The 20,994-nt window shown below is 59.9% G+C and carries 16 protein-coding genes, 2 rRNA genes and 2 pseudogenes (1 of these 20 only partly in view); 14 read left to right on the plus strand and 6 right to left on the minus strand.

The genetic code is table 11. From position 1 onward, the window contains the following. The first annotated feature begins 96 nt into the window (after nt 1–96). The 12 genes from AC1MEE_RS19745 to AC1MEE_RS19800 all read left to right on the plus strand — a co-directional run bounded on the left by AC1MEE_RS19745 (nt 97) and on the right by AC1MEE_RS19800 (nt 14,599). The gene (locus tag AC1MEE_RS19745) at nt 97–1,728 is read left to right on the plus strand and encodes a methyl-accepting chemotaxis protein (RefSeq protein WP_480411260.1); all 1,632 of its coding nucleotides are present in this window, start codon (nt 97–99) and stop codon (nt 1,726–1,728) included. Between the two features lie 4 nt (nt 1,729–1,732). Further along, the gene (locus AC1MEE_RS19750) at nt 1,733–2,257 is read left to right on the plus strand and encodes a chemotaxis protein CheW (protein ID WP_480411261.1); all 525 of its coding nucleotides are present in this window, start codon (nt 1,733–1,735) and stop codon (nt 2,255–2,257) included. 87 nt (nt 2,258–2,344) lie between these two features. Then, the gene (locus AC1MEE_RS19755; protein WP_480411262.1) at nt 2,345–3,970 is read left to right on the plus strand and encodes a methyl-accepting chemotaxis protein; all 1,626 of its coding nucleotides are present in this window, start codon (nt 2,345–2,347) and stop codon (nt 3,968–3,970) included. 4 nt (nt 3,971–3,974) lie between these two features. Further along, a complete protein-coding gene (locus tag AC1MEE_RS19760; RefSeq protein WP_480411263.1) occupies nt 3,975–4,499 on the plus strand; it encodes a chemotaxis protein CheW in 525 nt (174 codons plus the stop codon). Between the two features lie 265 nt (nt 4,500–4,764). Continuing rightward, a complete protein-coding gene (locus AC1MEE_RS19765; RefSeq protein WP_480411264.1) occupies nt 4,765–5,892 on the plus strand; it encodes a chemotaxis protein CheW in 1,128 nt (375 codons plus the stop codon). Between the two features lie 416 nt (nt 5,893–6,308). Then, the gene (locus AC1MEE_RS19770) at nt 6,309–7,502 is read left to right on the plus strand and encodes a methyl-accepting chemotaxis protein (RefSeq protein ID WP_480416282.1); all 1,194 of its coding nucleotides are present in this window, start codon (nt 6,309–6,311) and stop codon (nt 7,500–7,502) included. Nucleotides 7,503–7,652: 150 nt separating this feature from the next. After that, nucleotides 7,653–8,855, plus strand: coding sequence for a GGDEF domain-containing protein (locus AC1MEE_RS19775; RefSeq protein WP_480411265.1), 1,203 nt, complete (start codon nt 7,653–7,655; stop codon nt 8,853–8,855). A 34-nt stretch (nt 8,856–8,889) separates the two neighbouring features. Further along, the gene (locus AC1MEE_RS19780; RefSeq protein ID WP_480411266.1) at nt 8,890–9,186 is read left to right on the plus strand and encodes a hypothetical protein; all 297 of its coding nucleotides are present in this window, start codon (nt 8,890–8,892) and stop codon (nt 9,184–9,186) included. Nucleotides 9,187–9,231: 45 nt separating this feature from the next. Beyond that, nucleotides 9,232–10,038 carry a CheR family methyltransferase gene (locus AC1MEE_RS19785; protein ID WP_480411267.1) on the plus strand — a complete coding sequence of 269 codons (807 nt, stop codon included), beginning with the start codon at nt 9,232–9,234 and terminating at the stop codon, nt 10,036–10,038. After that, nucleotides 10,031–10,543, plus strand: a complete 513-nt coding sequence (locus AC1MEE_RS19790; RefSeq protein WP_480411268.1) for a chemotaxis protein CheD — start codon at nt 10,031–10,033, stop codon at nt 10,541–10,543. Before AC1MEE_RS19785 ends, AC1MEE_RS19790 begins: the two co-directional genes overlap by 8 nt. After that, complete coding sequence (locus tag AC1MEE_RS19795; RefSeq protein ID WP_480411269.1) at nt 10,540–11,601, plus strand: protein-glutamate methylesterase/protein-glutamine glutaminase; 1,062 nt, start codon at nt 10,540–10,542, stop codon at nt 11,599–11,601. The genes AC1MEE_RS19790 and AC1MEE_RS19795 overlap by 4 nt, the downstream gene beginning before the upstream one ends. A 124-nt stretch (nt 11,602–11,725) precedes the next feature. Then, nucleotides 11,726–14,599, plus strand: a complete 2,874-nt coding sequence (locus tag AC1MEE_RS19800) for an EAL domain-containing protein (RefSeq protein ID WP_480411270.1) — start codon at nt 11,726–11,728, stop codon at nt 14,597–14,599. Nucleotides 14,600–14,916: 317 nt separating this feature from the next. Here the strand turns inward: AC1MEE_RS19800 and tnpB are convergent, their stop codons facing one another. From tnpB to AC1MEE_RS19820, 4 genes and pseudogenes are all read right to left on the minus strand, one after another. After that, nucleotides 14,917–15,252 (minus strand): IS66 family insertion sequence element accessory protein TnpB, encoded by a 336-nt coding sequence (tnpB, locus tag AC1MEE_RS19805; RefSeq protein WP_480411271.1) that lies wholly within the window; start codon nt 15,250–15,252, stop codon nt 14,917–14,919. A 109-nt stretch (nt 15,253–15,361) separates the two neighbouring features. Next, nucleotides 15,362–16,435 (minus strand): chemotaxis protein CheW, encoded by a 1,074-nt coding sequence (locus tag AC1MEE_RS19810; RefSeq protein WP_480411272.1) that lies wholly within the window; start codon nt 16,433–16,435, stop codon nt 15,362–15,364. A 248-nt stretch (nt 16,436–16,683) separates the two neighbouring features. Further along, the gene (locus AC1MEE_RS19815; RefSeq protein ID WP_480411273.1) at nt 16,684–18,594 is read right to left on the minus strand and encodes a methyl-accepting chemotaxis protein; all 1,911 of its coding nucleotides are present in this window, start codon (nt 18,592–18,594) and stop codon (nt 16,684–16,686) included. Nucleotides 18,595–18,851: 257 nt separating this feature from the next. Further along, nucleotides 18,852–19,089, minus strand: a pseudogene (locus AC1MEE_RS19820) (Tn3 family transposase); the annotation flags it as partial. Nucleotides 19,090–19,533: 444 nt separating this feature from the next. Here AC1MEE_RS19820 and AC1MEE_RS19825 point away from each other — a divergent pair. Both AC1MEE_RS19825 and AC1MEE_RS19830 read left to right on the plus strand, forming a co-directional pair. Beyond that, nucleotides 19,534–19,740 (plus strand): annotated as a pseudogene (locus tag AC1MEE_RS19825) (transposase domain-containing protein); the annotation flags it as partial. After that, nucleotides 19,724–20,038 carry a hypothetical protein gene (locus AC1MEE_RS19830; protein WP_480411274.1) on the plus strand — a complete coding sequence of 105 codons (315 nt, stop codon included), beginning with the start codon at nt 19,724–19,726 and terminating at the stop codon, nt 20,036–20,038. The pseudogene AC1MEE_RS19825 and the gene AC1MEE_RS19830, both read left to right, overlap by 17 nt. 256 nt (nt 20,039–20,294) lie before the next feature. Here AC1MEE_RS19830 and rrf read toward each other — a convergent pair. Continuing rightward, nucleotides 20,295–20,410, minus strand: a 5S ribosomal RNA gene (gene rrf, locus AC1MEE_RS19835). A 155-nt stretch (nt 20,411–20,565) separates the two neighbouring features. Next, nucleotides 20,566–20,994, minus strand: a 23S ribosomal RNA gene (locus tag AC1MEE_RS19840); it runs 2,462 nt beyond the window's last position.

The raw sequence follows: 20,994 nt of genomic DNA on the forward strand, positions 1-20,994 counted from the left end.
TCATGAATGGCGTGCCAAGGGCCATTGAGGCAGAGCGGTCATTGTGAGTGGATATTTTTTGTTCGGGTACTTAACAATATTCAAGGGGATTAAATAATGAAGAGTTTGACCGTAAAAATGAAGCTGGGCTTAGGTTTTGCCTCCGTTATATTGATCACGCTGGTCATCGCAATGAGTGGCCTCTCGCTCGGTAATAAAATCAATGCCCTGCTCGATGACATGTATGCGAACAACCTGGTGCCGATTAAAGATGTGGCGAACGCCAACATGCAGGCTATTTATCATAACCGCGCTCTTTACGACTACCTCATCTCGGATAAAGTCGAGCTGAACAAGATCGTTGAAGACATGGCAAAAGAAAAAACGAAGATGGTCGAGTTGCTCGACAAATACCGTAAAACCTTTCTGACCGACCGCGAAAAGGAATTGCTGAAGAAGTTTGATGCCGCATGGCCACCCTATGAAGAGTCCGCCAAAAAAGTCGTGGCATTTGCAAATACGGACAATCTAAAAGCCAAGGATCTTATGAATAATGAGACCACTCAGTTGTTTCAGGTAGTCGACGATATACTGACGGATATCGTCAACTTCAACGCCGAGTTGAGTGACCAGAATTACAGTGAAAGCGAGAAGACCGTGAGCAAGGGGCAACAGCTTCTCATCGGCATGCTGATTGCGGCAATGTTGATGTCAACGGTGATCGCTTTGGCCATTATCCGTGGCTTGCTCAAGCAATTAGGTGGCGAGCCGGTGTACGCGGCCGAGGTGCTGTCCATGGTTGCGGCGGGTAATCTTGCTGTGAACGTGCACACGCGAAACGGTGACACGACCAGCCTGCTCGCAGCGGTGAAGGCGATGACCGCGCGCCTGACGCAGATCATCGGCGAGGTGCGCGGTTCGGCCAATGCCCTGAGCAGCGCCTCGGAGGAAGTCTCCGCCACCGCCCAATCGATGAGCCAGGCCTCCAGCGAACAGGCCGCCAGCGTCGAACAGACCTCCGCCTCGGTGGAGCAGATGTCCGCCTCCATCGCACAGAACACCGAGAACGCCCGGGTCACCGACGGCATGGCCGGCAATGCCACCAAGCAGGCCCGCGAAGGCGGCGAGGCGGTCAAGGACACGGTCAGCGCGATGAAGAGCATCGCCGAGAAGATCGGCATCATCGACGACATCGCCTACCAGACCAACCTGCTGGCCCTCAACGCCGCCATCGAGGCCGCCCGTGCCGGTGAGCACGGCAAGGGCTTCGCCGTGGTCGCCGCCGAAGTGCGCAAACTCGCCGAGCGCAGCCAGGTCGCCGCCCAGGAAATCGGCGCGGTGGCCAAGGGCTCGGTGGCCTTGGCCGAACGCGCCGGCAGCCTGCTTGACGAGATCGTCCCCGGTATTGCCAAGACCAGCGACCTGGTGCAGGAGATCGCAGCTGCCTCCGAGGAGCAGTCCTCCGGTGTCGGCCAGATCAACACGGCGATGAACCAGCTCAACCAGATCACCCAGCAGAACGCCTCGGCCTCCGAGGAGTTGGCCGCCACCGCCGAGGAAATGAGCGGTCAGGCCGAACAGCTGCAGCTACTGATGGGCTTCTTCACCCTCGCCAGCCATGGTGAAAGCGAACGCAACACCGTTGCCGTCCGGGCCAAGCCGACCCCATCCGCGCCCACTCCAGGCAAGATGCTCGGCAGCAGCCGCGACTCGGCCGTACCCGCCGGTTTCGTGCGCTTCCAGGAGTGATGCCATGGGCCAGTTGATCAAGGTGGAAAGCCCCGGCAGCGCGCCGGAAACCCGGCAATACCTGACCTTCACCCTCGCTGGCGAACAGTTCGCCGTCGGTACCCTGAGCGTCAAGGAGATCATCGAATACGGCCAGCTCACCGGCGTACCAATGATGCCGCCAAGCATTCGCGGGGTGATCAACCTGCGCGGCGCAGTGGTGCCGGTGATCGACCTCGGCGCACGCTTCGGCGGCCGGCAGACCGAGGTCGGCCGACGCACCTGCATCGTCATCCTCGAGGTGGACCACGCCGACGAGCAACAGGTGATCGGTGTGCTGGTCGATGCGGTGAACGAGGTGCTGGAAATCGCCCCGGCGGACATCGAGCCGCCGCCGGCCTTCGGCGCGCATATCCGCACCGACTTCATCCAGGGCATGGGCAAGGTCGGCGGCCGTTTCATCATCCTCCTGAACATCGGCCGGGTGCTGTCGGTGGACGAACTCGCCGCGCTGACCCAGGCCACAACGAGCCTGGCACCCAGCGAATAAGTTGCCGTCACGTGAGGAAAGCAATCAACCACCGTTGATTGCACCAACCGGTTCCCAACTATTCGATCTACAAAAGAAGACTCGAAAATGAATACTTTCGCCAACATGAAAATCGGCAACAAGATCGGCTTGGGGTATGCGGTCGCGCTTCTGCTGATGCTGGCTCTGGGCATCCAAAGCACGATAGCTCACACGAACGTGCACCTGATCGTAAACGACATCACCGACAACGCTTATCCGAAGATTCATATCGGCAATAAACTCGAAAAAGACCTGGGCGAGATCAACGCCTTGGCCCACGACCTGGTGATCAAAACCGACAAGCAACCGTTGAAACAACTCCAGACAATCCGCCAGGGGCTGACTGCACAGGTGGACGCCATGGAGAAGCTGGTGAACGAGCCGGAGGAGAGAGTCTTGCTCGCGAACATGCGAAGCACCCAGGCGAGCTATAGCCAAGCCCTTGATCGCATGGTCGAACTGGTGTCCGCAAACCTGAACGATCAGGCCATCGAAATGCTCTACGGCGACCTGGAACGGGCAAAGGCGGAATACGTAAAGCAGCTCAACGAAATGACCCGTTTGCAGGAAGTATCCTTCGACGACAACAACACACTGGAACAGACTGAATACGATCGCAATCGCGTCCTTTCCATCGCCCTACTGGGTGTAGCCATTTTACTGGTCGGGCTGAGTGCCCTCTTCATTACCCGCTCGATCACCCGTCCGCTGAAAGAGTCGGTGCAGGTCGCCAACCGCCTGGCGGCGGGCGATCTGGGCGTCAGCATTGAAGTCGACAGTCGCGATGAGACCGGCGAGCTGAAAAACGCCCTGCAAGGCATGGTGACCAAGCTGGCGCAGATCATCGGCGAGGTGCGCGGTTCGGCAAACTCCCTGTCCAGCGCCTCGGAGGAAATCTCCGCCACTGCCCAGTCGATGAGCCAGGCCTCCAGCGAGCAGGCCGCCAGCGTCGAGCAGACTTCCGCCTCGATCGAGCAGATGTCCGCTTCCATCGAGCAGAACACCGAGAATGCCCGGGTCACCGACGGCATGGCCGGCAATGCCGCCAAGCAAGCTGTCGAAGGCGGCGCGGCAGTCAAGGACACGGTCGCCGCGATGAAGAGCATCGCCGAGAAGATCGGCATCATCGACGACATCGCCTACCAGACCAACCTGCTCGCCCTCAACGCCGCCATCGAGGCCGCCCGTGCCGGTGAGCACGGCAAGGGCTTCGCCGTGGTCGCCGCCGAAGTGCGCAAACTCGCCGAGCGCAGCCAGGTCGCCGCCCAGGAAATCGGCTCGGTGGCCAAGGGCTCGGTGGCCTTGGCCGAACGCGCCGGCAGCCTGCTTGACGAGATCGTCCCCGGCATCGCCAAGACCAGCGACCTGGTGCAGGAGATCGCAGCTGCCTCCGAAGAACAGTCCTCCGGTGTCGGCCAGATCAACACGGCGATGAACCAGCTCAACCAGATCACCCAGCAGAACGCCTCGGCCTCCGAGGAGTTGGCCGCCACCGCCGAGGAAATGAGCGGTCAGGCCGAACAGCTGCAGCAACTGATGGGCTTCTTCACCCTCACCAGCAATGGTGAAAGCGAACGCAATACGGCCACCCCCCGGGCCAAGCCGACCCCGTCCGCGCCCACTCCAGGCAAGATGCTCAGCAGCAGCCGCGACTCGACCGTACCCGCCGGCTTCGTGCGCTTCCAGGAGTGATGCCATGGGCCAGTTGATCAGGGTGGAAAGCCCCCGCAGCGCGCCGGAAACCCGGCAATACCTGACCTTCACCCTCGCTGGCGAACAGTTCGCCGTGGGTACGCTCAGCGTCAAGGAAATCATCGAATACGGCCAGCTCACCAGCGTGCCGATGATGCCCCCGAGCATTCGCGGGGTGATCAACCTGCGCGGCGCGGTGGTGCCGGTGATCGACCTCGGCGCGCGCTTCGGCGGCCGGCAGACCGAGGTCGGCCGACGCACCTGCATCGTCATCCTCGAGGTGGACCACGCCGACGAGCAACAGGTGATCGGTGTGCTGGTCGATGCGGTGAACGAGGTGCTGGAAATCGCCCCGACGGACATCGAGCCGCCGCCGGCCTTCGGCGCGCATATCCGCACCGACTTCATCCAGGGCATGGGCAAGGTCGGCGGCCGTTTCATCATCCTGCTGAACATCGGCCGGGTACTCTCGGTGGACGAACTCGCCGCGCTGACCCAGGCCACAACGAGCCTGGCACCCAGCGAATAAGACGACGTAATGTGAGGAAAGCAATCAAGCCACTCGCTGAAGTTAGCGAGCATTGGCCTCACGAGCGTTACCTACAACTGAAAAAAAATGGCAGGCCCATGTTCAGAAATATTCGTGTCAGTGTCCGCCTGCCCCTCGGTTTCGCCGGAGTGTTGATCCTTGCGCGCGCCTGGACCTGTATCCCTAGCAATACAGGCTCAGGTCTTGCGGTAGATGAAGTCGCAAACTCGGCCCCTCCAGCAGCGGAACAGGGGAGTAGCTCGGCATGAATATCGTCCTGCTCCTGGTATTGCTGCTGTCTCTCGGCGTAGCAGCTGGCGAGGTTTCCTCAATCGATATGCGTGACCTATCGTTCTGGCTGTTGCTGACCGTAGCCCCCGGCATCGTGGTGCTTGTCGCCTTGGGCATTCACTACCGGGGCAACCCGCGGATCAACGCCAAGCCGAGCGCTCCCATCGAGCCGCTTGCCGAGGTTGAACCCGACGAGCTGGAGCGGTTCAAGCGAAATACGATCGAGCAGCTCAACGTCATCTCCGCGGTTCTCCACAGCTCCACGACTACCACGCTGAAGGCCGGACAGGCACCTGGCCAAGCGGCTTCCAGCGCAACGGGGCGAGTGCTTCCGTCCTTACAGGATTGCGATGGAAGTTGGGACTCGGCGACCGCGACAGAGCACTTCGACAAGCCGGTCGATACACACGAAGAAACTGGCTCCCAGACAAATCTGCTGGTGCTCAGCTCCGCCATCGAAGCGACACGTAACGTCCCTCTTGACAAGAACTTCGCCGAACTCGCCGCCGAGATGCACAAGTTGGCCGAGCTTACCTCCCGGCTACATGACAAAAGGCAGACCCTTGACCATACGGCCATCGGCCCGCTGTTGGCCGCCGACAACACAACACCAAACAGGCGCTACCTCTCCTTCACTCTCGGCGACGAGCAGTTCACGGTGAGCACGTTGAGCGTCTACGGCGTCGTCGAGGCCGCTCAACTCATCACCGAGCCGAGCATGCCGCCGAAGCTCCGCAGGGCGATCAGGTTGCGCGGTGCGCTGGTGCCGGTGATCGACCTGGGCGCGCATCTTGGTGGACAGCCCATCGAGATCGGCTGGAGCACCAGTATCGTCGTCCTAGAAGTGACCATCGACGATCGTATGCAAATGATCGGTGTGGTTGTCGATGCGGTCGGCAAAATACTGGAAATCCCCCCGGGGGAAATCGAACCGCCAGCGGCCTCCGACAGCAAGATCCGCAACGACTTCACCCTCGGCACGGTCACGGTCAACAACCATACGGTCACCTTGCTGGACATCGGACGAGGATTATTGGCGAATGAATTCGTCGTGCTGCGTTCGGCAGCCCAATCGGTGGCACAGGAAAACATCTCGATATGAGCATTCGCCTACGCCTTCTCCTGCTAGCCAGCGTCAGCAGCCTGCTGTTGCTGCTTTTCGGTGCCACAGCTCTGTACCAGATGCAAACGCTCAAGAACGCTCTGGTCGACGGCCTCGACGAGTTCGACAAGCAGATCCACATACTGATCGACATCGAAACGGCCCACAGCCATTTCAAGACTCAGGTGCAGGAGTGGAAGAACATCCTCCTGCGCGGTCAGAACCCGCAAAGTTTCGAAAAATACCGGGCACGCTTCGACGACGAAGAAGGCAGGGTGCAAGCGCTGCTGGGCAAGGTGCGGGAACAGTTGCAAACGCACGGTCACGATAGCAGCGAGGTCGCGAGCCTGATCGAGCACCATGCCGAACTGGGGCGGCGTTATCACACAGCCCTGGACAGCTTCGATGCGCAGGCGATGAGTTCTGGGCAAATCGTCGACCGCCAGGTGCAGGGCATCGACCGCTCGACCAGCGATGCGTTTCAGACCCTCGTCGCGGAAATCGAAACTCATGCGCAACAGCGGGCTGCCCAGGAAGTCGCTGCCGCCGAGGCTCGCTTCGTTGGTATGCGCAACATCTCCTTGGCGCTGGTGCTTGCCGGTCTGCTCAGCGTCATAGCCCTCTCCATAGGGGTCATCCGCAGCCTGAGCAAGGGCCTGCGGGCCGCTATGAACAGCGCTCGGCATCTGGCCGCTGGCAAGCTGGGCTTCCAGGTGGAGTACCAGGCCAACGATGAGCTAGGAGAGCTGCTGCAGTCCATGCAGGACACAGCCGGGCAGCTCAATCGCATTATCAGCGAAGTGCGCGGTGCGGCGGACTCCCTGTCCAGCGCCTCGGAGGAGGTTTCGTCCACCGCCCAATCGATAAGTCAGGCCTCCAGCGAACAGGCCGCCAGCGTCGAACAAACCTCTGCCTCGGTCGAGCAGATGTCCGCCTCCATCGCACAGAACACCGAGAACGCCCGGGTCACCGACGGCATGGCCGGCAATGCCACCAAGCAGGCCCGCGAAGGCGGCGAGGCGGTCAAGGACACGGTCAGCGCGATGAAAAGCATCGCCGAGAAGATCGGCATCATCGACGACATCGCCTACCAGACCAACCTGCTGGCCCTCAACGCCGCCATCGAGGCCGCCCGTGCCGGTGAGCACGGCAAGGGCTTCGCCGTGGTCGCCGCCGAAGTGCGGAAGCTGGCTGAGCGCAGCCAGGTCGCCGCCCAGGAAATCGGCGAGGTGGCCAAGAGCTCAGTGGCCCTGGCCGAACGCGCCGGCAGCCTGCTCGACGAGATCGTCCCCGGTATCGCCAAGACCAGCGACCTGGTCCAGGAGATCGCCGCCGCCTCCGAAGAACAGTCCTCCGGCGTCGGCCAGATCAACACGGCGATGAACCAGCTCAACCAGATCACCCAGCAGAACGCCTCGGCCTCCGAGGAGTTGGCCGCCACCGCCGAGGAAATGAGCGGTCAGGCCCAGCAACTGCAACAACTGATGAGCTTCTTCAGCCTCACGAACCACGGCGAAAGTGAGCGCGGCAGTGCTGCAACCACCCGACCCGAGCCTAACGCTGCCCAGGGCGTAACCGCACCGGCCAGCCTCGTGCGCTTCCGGAGGTGACGCCATGGACCAGCCAATCGAGATGACAAGCGCCAATGATTCTGACGAGCATCCGCGCAATGACCAACCTGCGCGGCACCCTGGCGGCTGTGATCGAACCGGCGCCTCAACGGCTACCACCCGGCGGCCAGCGGAAGAGGACACTTGGGTATGAGCCTGATCCAGGCAGTCCGTACATGGCTACGAAAGCTGAGCGTGGTAAGGCGAGCAAAGACGGAGCGCATCGAAGCGCAACTTGCCTATCACCGTTCGAGCTCCACTCTGATAACGGCCTTGACGGCCGGCGTCGGCATGTCGCTATGGTGCTGGGATCATATCCATGACCCTGCCGGGGCATACGACACGTTCTGGCTGCGCATGGCGATATTGCCTACCGCTTTGCCCTATCTGGCCGCCCTGGCCTTGAAATGTGACTACCGCTTGGCCTTCTTCGCTGCGCTCATCACCATCATCGGCTGGGAAGCCGGTTATATGGAGATACTGGGGCGCCTGCACAATGGCATGGATTATGGTCTCACGGGCTTCATGTTCTTCATGCTGATGCCGCTGGCCATGACCCGCGGCTTCAGTTTTGCCGCCAACTCCCTATTGATGCTGCTCATCGTGCTGCTGCCCATGGGTTATGCCGCGCTGGGCATAGCCCCCGGATTGATGATGGATAGCTATATGGCGCTGATACTGCCTGCCGCGGCTATCTGCCTGGGTTCGCTGTTTACACTCTCCCGCCTCCACCTCTCTAACTGGAAGCAGCAGAAAAGTCTCGAACGGGTCGCCCGTACCGACCCCTTGACCGGGTTGGCCAACCGCCGCCTCTTCAGCGAAACCCTCGACGCGAGCACACAGGCGACGCTAGCCGCCGACCAACCCCTATCGCTGCTCATGCTGGATATCGATCGGTTCAAGCTCATCAACGATGTATTCGGCCATCCGGCTGGAGACCGGGTGCTGTGCCTGCTGGCCGAGGCCTGTCGCAACGTGCTGAGAGAAGACGACTTGGTGGCCCGGCTAGGTGGCGACGAGATCGCGATCGTGCTGCCCAATGCCTCGGTCGACCAGGCCGCCTTGATCGCCGAGCGCATCCGCCAGCAAGCCGAGCAGCACTGCATCGTCAGTGAAGGCGGCGTCGGCATCCGTTTCACCATCAGCGTCGGCATAGCCGAGTTCTGCACATCTACCGAGCAATGGACAGCCGCGGCCGACCAGGCGCTTTATGCGGCCAAACGCCGTGGCGGCAACCGGATCTATTGTGCGAACGAGCCGGATATGCACGAAGAATGTCCAGCTTCGCTGGAAGCGTTATCGACGGCATACCGCCCCCCGCACGTATTGGACGTCATCCGTTTTCGGGATTAACACATATGGACACACCGAACAAGGCAGCAACCAAATGCATGTGATCGAGCGTTTATCTTTGCCTGGCAAATTGTCACCGCTGGCTTTGCTGTGCCTGGCGCTTATTGCTGCGCCGACCGCGCTGTACGTGCTTGGCGCCCTGGATCATGGCCGCCAGACGACCCAGGAATCGACCAAGCAGATCGAGGACGCCACCGGCTGGGTGCAAGAAGGCAGTCGGGGCACCGTCAGCGCCATGCAAAGCGGTAACGGTAAAACCCAGGAAACACTGGATGTCGCCCGCGCTACGGGTGGCGAGCTGAATGCCATGGTTAAACACTTCATCGTCTGACGGAGATACGCCGCATCATGAGACACCTGCAAGGAACCCTACAGAATGAATAACCTGGTGCTCTCCGATAAGGAGTTCCAGCAGTTCCGCAGCCTGATCTTCGAGATCGCCGGAATCAGCATGTCAGACGCCAAGAAACCGCTGGTCAGCGGTCGTCTGGCCAAACGCATCCGCCAGCACGGCCTGCCCAGCTATGGCGACTACTTTCGCCTGCTGATGCGCGAGCGCGAGGAGCTGCAAATGGCGGTGGACCTGTTGACCACCAACGAAACCTACTTTTTCCGAGAGTCCAAGCATTTCGACTTCCTCCGCGAGCGGATCCTGCCGGAACTGGTCAATCGCTCCACGCTGCGTATCTGGAGCGGCGCCTGCTCCACCGGCGAGGAACCCTACAGCATCGCCATGACCCTGGCCGAAGCCCTTGGCAATCGGCCCTGGGAGCTGCTCGCCTCAGACCTCAGCACGCGGGTGCTGGAAAAGGCCCGCGTCGGCCTGTACCGCATGGCCGACGCCGAAGACATCCCGCGGCCACTGCTGGCCAAGTACTGCCTCAAGGGGGTCGGCGATCACGCTGGCACCCTGCTGATCGATCCAGCCCTGCGCAACCGCATGCGCTTCCAACAGATCAACCTGAACGCAGTGCTGCCCGACCTGGGCGAGTTCGAGGTGATATTTCTGCGCAACGTGATGATCTATTTCGACCTCGAGACAAAGCGCCAGGTGGTGCGGCGCATGCTGCCGCTGCTGAGGCCGGGGGGCTACTTCATCGTCAGCCACTCGGAGAGCCTGAACGGCGTCTCCGACGAGCTGAAAGTCGTCGCCCCTTCCATCTACCGGAAGCCTTATGCGTAGACCCGACGGCATCATCGAGATTTTCCTGCAGCCGGGAGAGTTGTATTTCGGCGATCGCTACACGCGCATCCGCACCCTGCTGGGCTCCTGCGTGTCCCTAGTGTGCTGGCATCCCAAGCTGCTGATCGGCGGTATGTGCCACTTTATGCTACCGACGCGGCCTCAGCTGCCGACGGGTGAACTGGACGGCCGCTATGGCGACGAAGCCATCGAGCTGATGCTGCGGGAAGCCCGCATCCATGGCATCTCGCCCACGGAGTTTCGTATTCAGCTGTTCGGCGGCGGCAACATGTTCCCCGCTATTGGCAGACAAAAGGACAACCACGTGGGCAAGAAGAACGTCGACGCCGCCAAGCAACTGCTCCAGGCCCACGGCCTGACCTGCAGCGGCGCCCATGTGGAGGGCGTCGGCCACCGAAATCTGATCTTCGACCTGTGGAGCGGCCAGATCTCGCTCAAGCACATTCCGCCCACGCTGGACGCACGCCAGGGTAAACGCGCATGAAGCCAATCAAGGTGATGATCGTCGACGACTCCGCCGTGGTGCGCCAGGTGCTCTCGGTAATGCTCGCCGAGTACCCGGGGATCGAGGTGATCGGGGTTGCCGTCGACCCGCTATTCGCCCTGGAAAAGATGCAGCGCCAGTGGCCCGACGTGCTGGTGCTGGACGTGGAAATGCCGCGCATGGACGGCATCACCTTCCTGAAGAAGCTGATGGCCGAACGACCGACCCCGGTAGTGATCTGCTCCACCCTCACCGAAGCCGGTGCACAGACCACCCTGCAGGCGCTGGCGGAAGGGGCGGTCGGCGTGATCAGTAAGCCTAAGCTGGGGCTCAAGCAATTCCTCCACGATGCCGCCGACGAATTGGTCCAGGCAATCCAGAGCGCGGCGCGGGCCAACCTGCGCCGCCTGGTGCCCCAGGCCGCAGCCAAGCTGTCCGCCGACGCCATCCTGCCGGCCGCCAGCCAGGCCATGGCACAGACCACCGAGACGCTGGTGGCCATCGGCACCTCCACCGGCGGCACCCAGGCCCTGGAGGCGATACTCACTCGCCTGCCGCGGGTTTGTCCTGGCCTGGTCATCGTCCAGCATATGCCGGAGCGCTTCACCGCGGCCTTCGCCGAGCGGCTGAATCAGCTGTGCCAGATCGAGGTGCTCGAGGCACGCAACGGCGACCGGGTAATGCCAGGGCGCGCGCTGATCGCTCCCGGCGGCCGGCACATGCTGCTCACGCGCAGCGGCGCCCAGTACCAGGTGGAGGTTCGCGACGGCCCGCCGGTCAGCCGGCACCGCCCTTCGGTCGACGTGCTGTTCCGCTCTACCGCCCGAGCTGCCGGCGGCAATGCCCTGGGCATCATCATGACCGGCATGGGCGACGACGGTGCGCGCGGCCTGAAGGAAATGCGCGAGGCCGGCGCACGGACCCTGGCCCAGGATGAAGACAGCTGCGTGGTCTTCGGCATGCCCAAGGAGGCGCTCAAGCTGGGTGCGGTGGAGCGTGTGCTACCCCTCGGCGAAATCCCCGCAGCGATCCTCGCCAGCATGACCGGCAGGCGTTGAACATGGCCACCCACCCAGCCCCTATATGCGTCGACGAGCCCTGGCACCCCGATCGTCCAGACCCAGTCCGGAAAGTTCCCATGAAGCGCGACGACTCCTCCACCGGCAAAACAAGGCGGCAAGCATGAACGAAAAGCTACCCCTCCCCAGCCCGCTCGACGACATCCCGCCCGCCGAGCAAGCGGCTACTTGCGCCTGGCTCTACCGTGAGGCATTCGAGAGCAACACGGATTGCTTGGCCTTTTATGAACTCGGCGAAGACAACCGCTTACGCATCCACGAAGCCAATCCGGCGTTTGAATGGCTGCTCGGCCTGGACAGAGCTCAACTGCTCGGACGGTACCTGGATGAGTTACTGCCTGAGGCCATCGCCCGCCGAATAGCGGCCGACAGCCACACCTGCGTCGCTACCCGCGCGCCGCTCAACACCGAGTACGAACTCGACCTGGCCATCGGCCAGCGCTACTTCCTGCACAGCCTGATCCCCCTTCGCGAGGGTGCCGGGGGCATTGCACGCCTCCTGCATATCGCGCGCGACGTCACTGCGAGCAAGCGCTATGAACAGCAACTGTTGAGCGACGAACAGACATTCCGTACCCTCGCCGAGCACGCCCCGGATACCATCGCCCGCTACGACCACGACGGCCTGCGCACCTACGCCAACCCCGCCTTTGCACGCATGGCCGGGGTATCCGCGACGGCCCTGCTCGGCAAGAAACCCAGTCACCTCAGCAACGCCCCCGAGATATCCGCCTACGAGGCCACGTTGCTGGAGGTACTGCGTAGCGGCCAGCCCGACGAATACGAACTGGTTTGGGCTGGTGCCGACGGTCGCGTGATCACTAGCCACATCCGCATCGTCCCGGAGCGAGCGGCCGACGGTGAGGTGGTCAGCGTGCTGGCCGTGGGCCGCGATATCACCCAATTGCGTCGCACCGAGCAAGAGCTGCGGATCAGGGAACAGGAGTTCCGCACCCTGGTGGAAAACTCGCCGGACGTCATAGTGCGCCACGACCGCGAAGGCCGGCGCATCTACATCAACCCCGCCTACGAGCGGTTATACGACATTCCGATCGGCGAGGTCATGGGCACCCCCATTACCCACAGAAGCCCCCTGCCGGAAGAAGTGACGAGGCGCTATCACAAGGGCATCCTGAACATCCTGCATGGTGCCCAGCCCGACGCAGTGGAGGCCACCTGGATCAAGGCCAACGGCGAGCAGATCGTCCAGCATGTCCAGGCGGTACCCGAATTCGACCAGCACGGCCAGGTCGCCAGCGTGCTCACCATCGCCCGCGACATATCTGCTCTCAAGGCAACCGAACGGCGTCTCGAGCAGGCCGAGGCCATGGCCCGCCTCGGCCACTGGCAACTGGATTATCGACTCGGCACCTTGCGGCTGTCGGCGGAACTCTGTCGCATGGTCGACAAGCCCCGCGGTTGGTCACCGTCCCTGAATGAAGTCCTCGCCATACTCGTGCCGGAGGATCGCGGGCTGGTTCTCGGGCGTATCCGCCAAGCCTTCACCGAGCGCAGCACATCCCTGGCGCTGGAGTACTGCATAACGGTGGGCGAGCAGCACCTGCATCTGCATTCCTACCTGAGTATCGAATACGCCGCCGATGGCACACCCCTGCAAATGCTCGGTACCGCCCAGGACATCAGTGAACTGAAAGCCTATCAGAAGCGACTGCATGCTCTGGCCTTCTATGACGCGCTGACCGAACTACCCAACCGCGAACTGTTCAAAGAGCGCCTGCAGCAAGCGCTGCTCCAGGCCGGACGCAGCGGCCGCCAGGTCACGGTGGCGATTCTCGACCTCGACAACTTCAAGGTGATAAACGATACCCTGGGCCATGGGGCCGGCGATGAGTTGTTGCGGGAAACCGCTAAACGCTTGCGAGGTTTCGTGCGCAGCAACGATACCGTAGCGCGCCTCGGAGGTGACGAGTTCGCCCTGATCCTGACCCAGCTCATCACCACAATCGATTTGGACAACTTGGGCAGAAAAATCCTGCAGGCCATCACGGGTATCTACCGGATCCAAGGCCGGGAAGTCTTCGTATCCGGCAGCCTCGGCATCGCCCACAGCCCGACAGATGCCGAAAACATCAGCGAACTCTTGCAGTACGCCGATTTGGCCATGTACCACGCCAAGGCGCGCGGACGGAACAGCGTGCAGCTCTATTCGCCACGTCTGACCCAACAGGCCATAGAGCGCCTAGCCCTGGCAGCCAGCTTGCGCCATGCGCAACACAACAGCGAGCTGACGCTGCACTTTCAGCCGCAGATTGACTTGGCCAGCGGGCGCCTGATCGGCGCCGAAGCCCTGTTGCGCTGGAACCACCCGCAGCACGGGCAGGTACCTCCGGACAAGTTCATTCCGATCGCCGAGGAAACTGGGCTAATTGTGGGCATCGGCGAATGGATCCTAGATAAAGCCTGCCGCTGTGCCGCCGCCTGGAACCGTGGCGACCGCTACCCGCCGCTAAAAATAGCCGTCAACCTGTCGGCACGGCAGTTCCAGATGAACGACCTGTTCGCCTCGATCTGCGCCATCCTGCAGGTCACCGGATGCGAGCCGGGCTGGCTGGAACTGGAAATCACCGAAGGCTTGTTGCTGGACAACAGCATCGCCGTACGCGAAACCCTCGAACAGCTGAATGCCATGGGCCTTTCCATCGCCATCGACGATTTCGGTACCGGCTATTCGGCACTTGGCTACCTGAGTCGCTTCCCCATCGAAACTCTGAAGATTGACCGTTCTTTCATCCACGACATCGAACACAACAGCGACAGCGCCGAATTGGTCAAGGCGATCATCTCCATGGCCCATAGTCTGCGCTTGTCGCTGGTAGCCGAAGGCGTCGAAGAGGTCTCCCAGCAAGCGTTCCTGCAATGCTACGGCTGCCACAGCGCACAGGGCTGGCTGTATGGAAAACCCATGCCGCAGGAGGATTTCGAAAACCTGTTGCTATTCCAGGCCAGCGGACAGTGATCCTTTGGCGTGGGGAGAAATAGCTAGGAGCTATGGCGTCGCGGGTCTGCCCAGGCCAATAAAACCGCCCCCATCACCACCTGACCTGCGACGGTGAGCTCCAAGAGCTTGCAGACATGTAACTACGATGACGGGCTTTGCGGCTGATAACCAAGCAAGTGCCAGGGTCCTAATGAAATTACCTTCACCACAGCTGTGCCGCCAGAGCGCGCAGTCGATCAGCGTTGAGATGATCGAAAGAATGGGCAGAAGTCATGTCGTTGATTTTGCCAGAACAGGTAATCAGCGACGATAGACTGATCGGACAATTGCGCGGCTTAGAGAACCGTGATTGTTCCGCTGGCGCCGACGCGTTGCCACTGCAACCCCAACACCCGCGCCTGAAGTTGCTCGGTATCCAGTTCGACTTGAGAGCCATGGCGATGACCAGGCCAGATGAAGCGGCCCTGGCTCAAGCGGCGAGCAGCCAGCCAGATACCCACGCCGTCGTGCACCAGCACTTTCATTCGGTTGGCGCGGCGATTGGCGAACAGATAAGCACAGTGCGGCTGCGCCGCACCGAACACCGCCACGATCCGCGCCAGCGCAGTTTCAGTGCCGGTGCGCATGTCCATGGGTTTGACGGCGAGCCAGTTCGCGTCGATCCCGATCATCGCAACCACCACTTCAAAAGGCAGGGCTGGTGCGGATCCCGCTCCGAGGAAATCTAGCTGGGCCGAACGCTCAGCAGGGGGTAGACGCTCATGATGTCGGGATGTTCCTCTACTCCAGCATTCTGGATGCAGAGTTCGACTTGGGAAATATACCCATCGATAGTCCCCGGCTGATGTCGAGCAAGGTGATAGAGCAGTTGTCCACCTTGATTGTACCGATGGTGTAGCTGCTGCGAATATCCGCTTGCTGAATTAGTGGCGGCTCGATGCTCGACGGGGCAATGTTCAATATCTTGCAGATAGCATCCACCTTAACGCCGATCATTTGCAGATGCTCATCGTGGCTCAACACTAGAATGACGATGACGGTACTCTGATTGACTTCGGTTGGTTCCCCACCGAAATGTGTACTCAGGTCGATCACCGGTACCACCGAACCGCGTAGATTGATCGCCCTGCGGGTCCTCCACGGCCTGTCCGATTCGATGATGAGCCTATTGGCTTCTACGACCTCTTTGACGGTACGAATACTCACCGCGAACAGTTCATCACCTAGTAAAAAGGGAAGGTATCGTATGGTTTGTGATGAGCTATCTACATTTTCCATCTTCAGCGACGGAGCTATGTTGTAGCGATCAAAAGTCTGCGTTGCTACCTGCAGGCGCTGGGAAAGTCCGACCAGCTCGCGCATCTTGACCGCTACCTCGGCGAGATCTTGTTCGCTATTGTCCGTACCCGACACTTCGTTGGTGGACCTAGGTGTCAGCAAGTTGGCCTGATGTCCCGTTTCTCCCCTACCGACGATGTTCTCTGTTGTTATCGACCCCTTGTTAGCCTCGCTGCGGTGTCCGGAGGGAAACGGCAGGGCTGATGTAGTGGTTATATCCAGACCCGTTTCCTGACTGATCTCCAGGATGGTTTTGCTGACACTTTCCATGCCGCTGCGTACGCAACTGAGTCGCTCAACCATGTTACGTTTGAGTTGCGCCTGATCATTGGGTTCTACCTCGACAGACCGTTCAATGGAGAAGCGAGGTCTGCACAAATAAATGCACAAGGTAGCGACTACCATGATGCCAAAGAGAATGATTAATATCAGCGAAGTAGAGAGGGGGTGCAGATTGACGAAGGATGCCTCATCCGGCGCTACGCCGAGAGGTTGTTGCATTCGGGAGATGCTCATGTCGGATATTCTTTTGCTCAGGTATTGGACATGCCGAGATCATGTCCAAGTTGGTTTTCTCATTGCGAACGGTTCCAGCAGTTGAAAGCCAGGTACTACCGCTTGCACAACAAGAGATCCAAGCCAGTGGGGCAGCCAGGTTATGGCTCTTAGAGATCCATTCGGCAATAGATCATTTCTACCATTCCACCACTGATGACTAATCAGATGGTCGCTCCCATTCAAAGCTTGGGAGCGACCTCGCTTCGTCAAACCTTGAAATGGCTGACCATCATCTGTAACTGGTTGCCCAGCCGTGCCAGCTCGACGCTGGAGGCCGCAGTTTCGTCACTGGCGGCAGCGGTCTGTTCGGAGACGTCGCGTACGTTGATGATGCTGCGGCTGATCTCTTCGGCCACGGCGCTTTGTTGCTCGGCGGCGGCCGCGATTTGCTGATTCATCGACTGGATGTTCGACACCGTGCGGGTGATGTTCCCCAGTGACACACCGGCCTTGCGAGTCAATTCGACGCTGTTGTCGGTCAGTCTGCGGCTGTTATTCATGACGTTGGCCACCTGCTCGGTGCCGCTCTGCAAACCGGCGACCAGCCCTTCGATTTCCTCGGTGGATTTCTGGGTACGCTGGGCCAGGCCGCGAACTTCGTCGGCGACCACGGCAAAACCACGACCGGCTTCACCGGCACGGGCGGCTTCGATGGCGGCGTTGAGGGCCAGCAGGTTGGTCTGTTCCGCCACAGCCTTGATCACGTCCATGACGCTGCCGATCTTGTTGCTTTCCTGCTGCAAGAGGGTCATGGCCTCGGTGGAATGCACCACTTCCGCAGCCAGGTGCTCGATCTGCGCGATGGCTTCGGCAACCACCTTGTCACCTTCACGGGCTTGGTCGTCGGCGTCTGCAGCGGCTTGCGAGGCTTGCTCGGCGTTGCGCGCGACTTCCTGCACGGTGGCGGTCATTTCGTGCATAGCGGTGGCGACCTGATCGGTCTCGACTTTCTGGTTGTTGACCCCGGCGCTGGTCTGTTCGGTCACAGCCGATAGCTCTTCGGCGGCACTGGCGATCTGCGTGACGCCATCGCGAATACCGCTGATCAGGTTGCGCAGGGTCTCGCCCATGTGCTGGATGCCTTGTTGCAGCACGCCCAGTTCATCGCGGCGGGTGACCACCAGGTTCTGGGTGAGGTCGCCGGCAGCAATGCGTTCGACGACGCCGAGGGTTTCGCGGATCGGTCGGGTAATCTGGCGGGTGATGATGACGGCGGCCAGGATGCCGAACAGCAAGGCCAAAAGGGTGCTGACCAGTTGCAGGGTGCGTGCCTGGGCGCGTTCGCTGGTGCGCTGGTCCAGTTGAATCTGGTAGAGGGCGTCGCCGCTGGCCAATATCTTGCCCCCCTGGTCGGTCAGTTCCTCGCGCGTCAGGGTAACGACGTCGGTAGCCGTTTTGTAGGCCTGCAAGGCAGTGCGGTAGTTGCCCAGGGCACTTTCCAACTGACGCAGTGCGTCCTGCTGGGTAGCGCTGAAGTACTCACCAAGCTGTTTCAGACCATTGATGGTTTCATTCAGTTGGTTGACAGCCATCTGCCCGGTATCCGGGGTGCTACCGCGAACGTCTAAACGGGTCAGCAGGAGCTGTTCCTTGGTGCGGGTTATGGCCTGCAAGCGTTCGAAACGCTCCGCGTCGCCAGGGGTCATTTGCAGCACGCTACTGTGGATCGCGTCGATCAGCTTGCCGGCTGCTTCGCCGTTGACTCCGAAGCCTTGGCGTGCACTGTTGCGGGCGCGATAACCGTCGCGCATTTTATTCTGCAATTGCTGGAAGTTGGTGCTGACGGTTACTTGTTCTTTGAGAAGCTTTAAGGTTTCCGGGTTCTTCGCACTACCGATTAGTTTTTGCTGTTGGGCGACGAAGGCATCCAGGTTGACCTGCACGTTCTGTGCAGCGGTTTCATCGCCATCGCTCAGAATGTATTGCAGGCGGGCCACGCGTACTTTGGTCAGCAACTCCTTTAACTGGGTGAATTCACCCATTCGGTCGCTGCGCAAGATCAGGCTGTCCAGGCCGGTCCAGCCGGTCAGAGCAAGGAGAGCGGTAAGTGTCAATACTAGGCCGAAGCCCAAGGCCAGTTTGAGGTTGACGCTAATATTGCCGAGCCAATTATTCATTCAATCCCTCACAGGGCATTCTGTTCTTGGTTTTCAGGTAGCTGGAAAGCTGTTCCTAGGGACCTGCTGTGATTGTTCATGACCTGTATCGGCGCAATATTTGTTTGCTGAAACGTTTCTCTTATATTTTTCTCGATTTTGTCCACATTGGTTCGGTTGCAATAGGAACGGAAGTTACTTCTCCTAGCCGATCCGTACGGGCGGAATTGCCGAAGTGAGTTATTGGGGTCGTCTCAGAAAACAGAAAATAAAGCGCGCTAAGCCGGTTGCAGCGATCGTAGCGGTCTGAACTTGCCCGCACCGATCTTGGCGCTGCAGCGCCAGAGGTAATCGCCGCTCAGGTTGATGTGCTCTCAGCCGAGTGGCGACAGGTACTGCAACAGAGCATCATCAACGCCGTGGCCACGCAGCGCCTGTGCAGCCCGCTCCAGGTAAAACCGTGTTCCAAAACACGACGGCTGCCGTCACCGGGTTGAGGCCGTGGGCGCTGGGGCGAAATTATGCGAGGTCGGAAATTATGTCAGGTATTCGGCACCGGAGGTCAGTGCACCTCGCTGCCTACGATGTCGGCTTTGCATAATTTCAGAGACTTTCCAGAAGCTTGAGCAGGGCGTCAGTCGGGTAATAGCGCGTGGGGTTCCTGGTGGGTCGATGGAGACAAGCGCATGTTCCTTCATAGTCAGGTCAGCTTCGACGTAGCCGTGGGTGGTGACAGGACTTTTGTGGCAAGCAAGTCTCGCCAGGTGTTGATCCGCAGACATGGTGCGCTCCTGTAGAGGTGGATGGACCCTACAGAAAACCACCAAATATTATGGTGTGTCGAAAATGCGTAAGGAGCCCCGGAAAGCCTGCCTCCTATGCGCCATGAAACAAAGTGCAAGCGAAGTGGACATAATTTCCGACCTCGCATAATTGCGCTTATGCCAAGCTCGGCATAAACGCAAAGCATGGCTGTTCAGCGATACGCCCAAAGGCGCTACCGCCAGTGCGCAGATCTACAGCTTGGTCGAGACCGCCAAGGTCAACGGCCAGGAGCCCTATACGTGGCTGCGCCACGTACTGGAGCGGCTGCCGCACGCGAAGTCGGTTGAGGACTACGAAGCGCTACTACCGTGGAATTGGAGGCAGCATGAGTATCAATATTGATCACCTGAGTGTCGATGAATTAGTGACGTTGAATCACCACATCATCGAGCGCCTGAAGATGCTGGAGTCGTTGGACGCTCACAAATCGATGATGCAGTTCCATCCGGGTGCACGGGTAAGCTTCGACTCACCACACGGCGGACGCCTGTCCGGTACCGTCATGAAGTTCAACCGCAAGACCGTCACAGTGGTAACCGATAACGGCCAACGCTGGAATATCTCGCCGCACTTGCTCTCACCGATCAAAGACGTACAGGTGGGGACGGTGGTGGATATCAGGCCACAAAAAGTAAAGTAATGCCGTTTCGAATGGCCTCCGCGCCACCATGATTTGATTCCACACCCCGCGCTTTGTAGATCTCACACGCTGAACGCGCCGCCTATTTTTGAATAGGTGGGGTTCATGGAGCGCTAACGATTGACTGGGTGCCGTTGCGCAACCTGTGATGCCCAGCCGCTTACGGTTCGCCAGCCGCTTGCGCATAATTGGCGCATTTACGTCCGTAAAAACAAAACCCCTGTCTGCATAGGCAGACAGGGGTTTCGGAATTTAATCTTGACGATGACCTACTCTCACATGGGGAAACCCCACACTACCATCGGCGATGCATCGTTTCACTGCTGAGTTCGGGATGGGATCAGGTGGTTCCAATGCTCTATGGTCGTCAAGAAATTCGGTAGCCAGCGCGTGGGCCCTTGCGGGTTCACGTTCCAGCGAATGGGGATGTGATAGATTTGTGGGTGTTGCCAATTTTCGACGTGTGTCGTCTTCACACACCGCAATCTGGCCCTTCTTTCGAAGCAAGCAGATTGCTTGGGTGTTATATGGTCAAGCCTCACGGGCAATTAGTATGGGTTAGCTCAACGCCTCACAGCGCTTACACACCCCACCTATCAACGTCGTAGTCTTCGACGGCCCTTCAGGGGACTCAAGGTCCCAGTGAGATCTCATCTTGAGGCTAGTTTCCCGCTTAGATGCTTTCAGCGGTTATCTATTCCGAACATAGCTACCCGGCAATGCCACTGGCGTGACAACCGGAACACCAGAGGTTCGTCCACTCCGGTCCTCTCGTACTAGGAGCAGCCCCTCTCAAATCTCAAACGTCCACGGCAGATAGGGACCGAACTGTCTCACGACGTTCTAAACCCAGCTCGCGTACCACTTTAAATGGCGAACAGCCATACCCTTGGGACCGGCTTCAGCCCCAGGATGTGATGAGCCGACATCGAGGTGCCAAACACCGCCGTCGATAT

Source organism: Pseudomonas sp. ASL3, assembly GCF_056680425.1.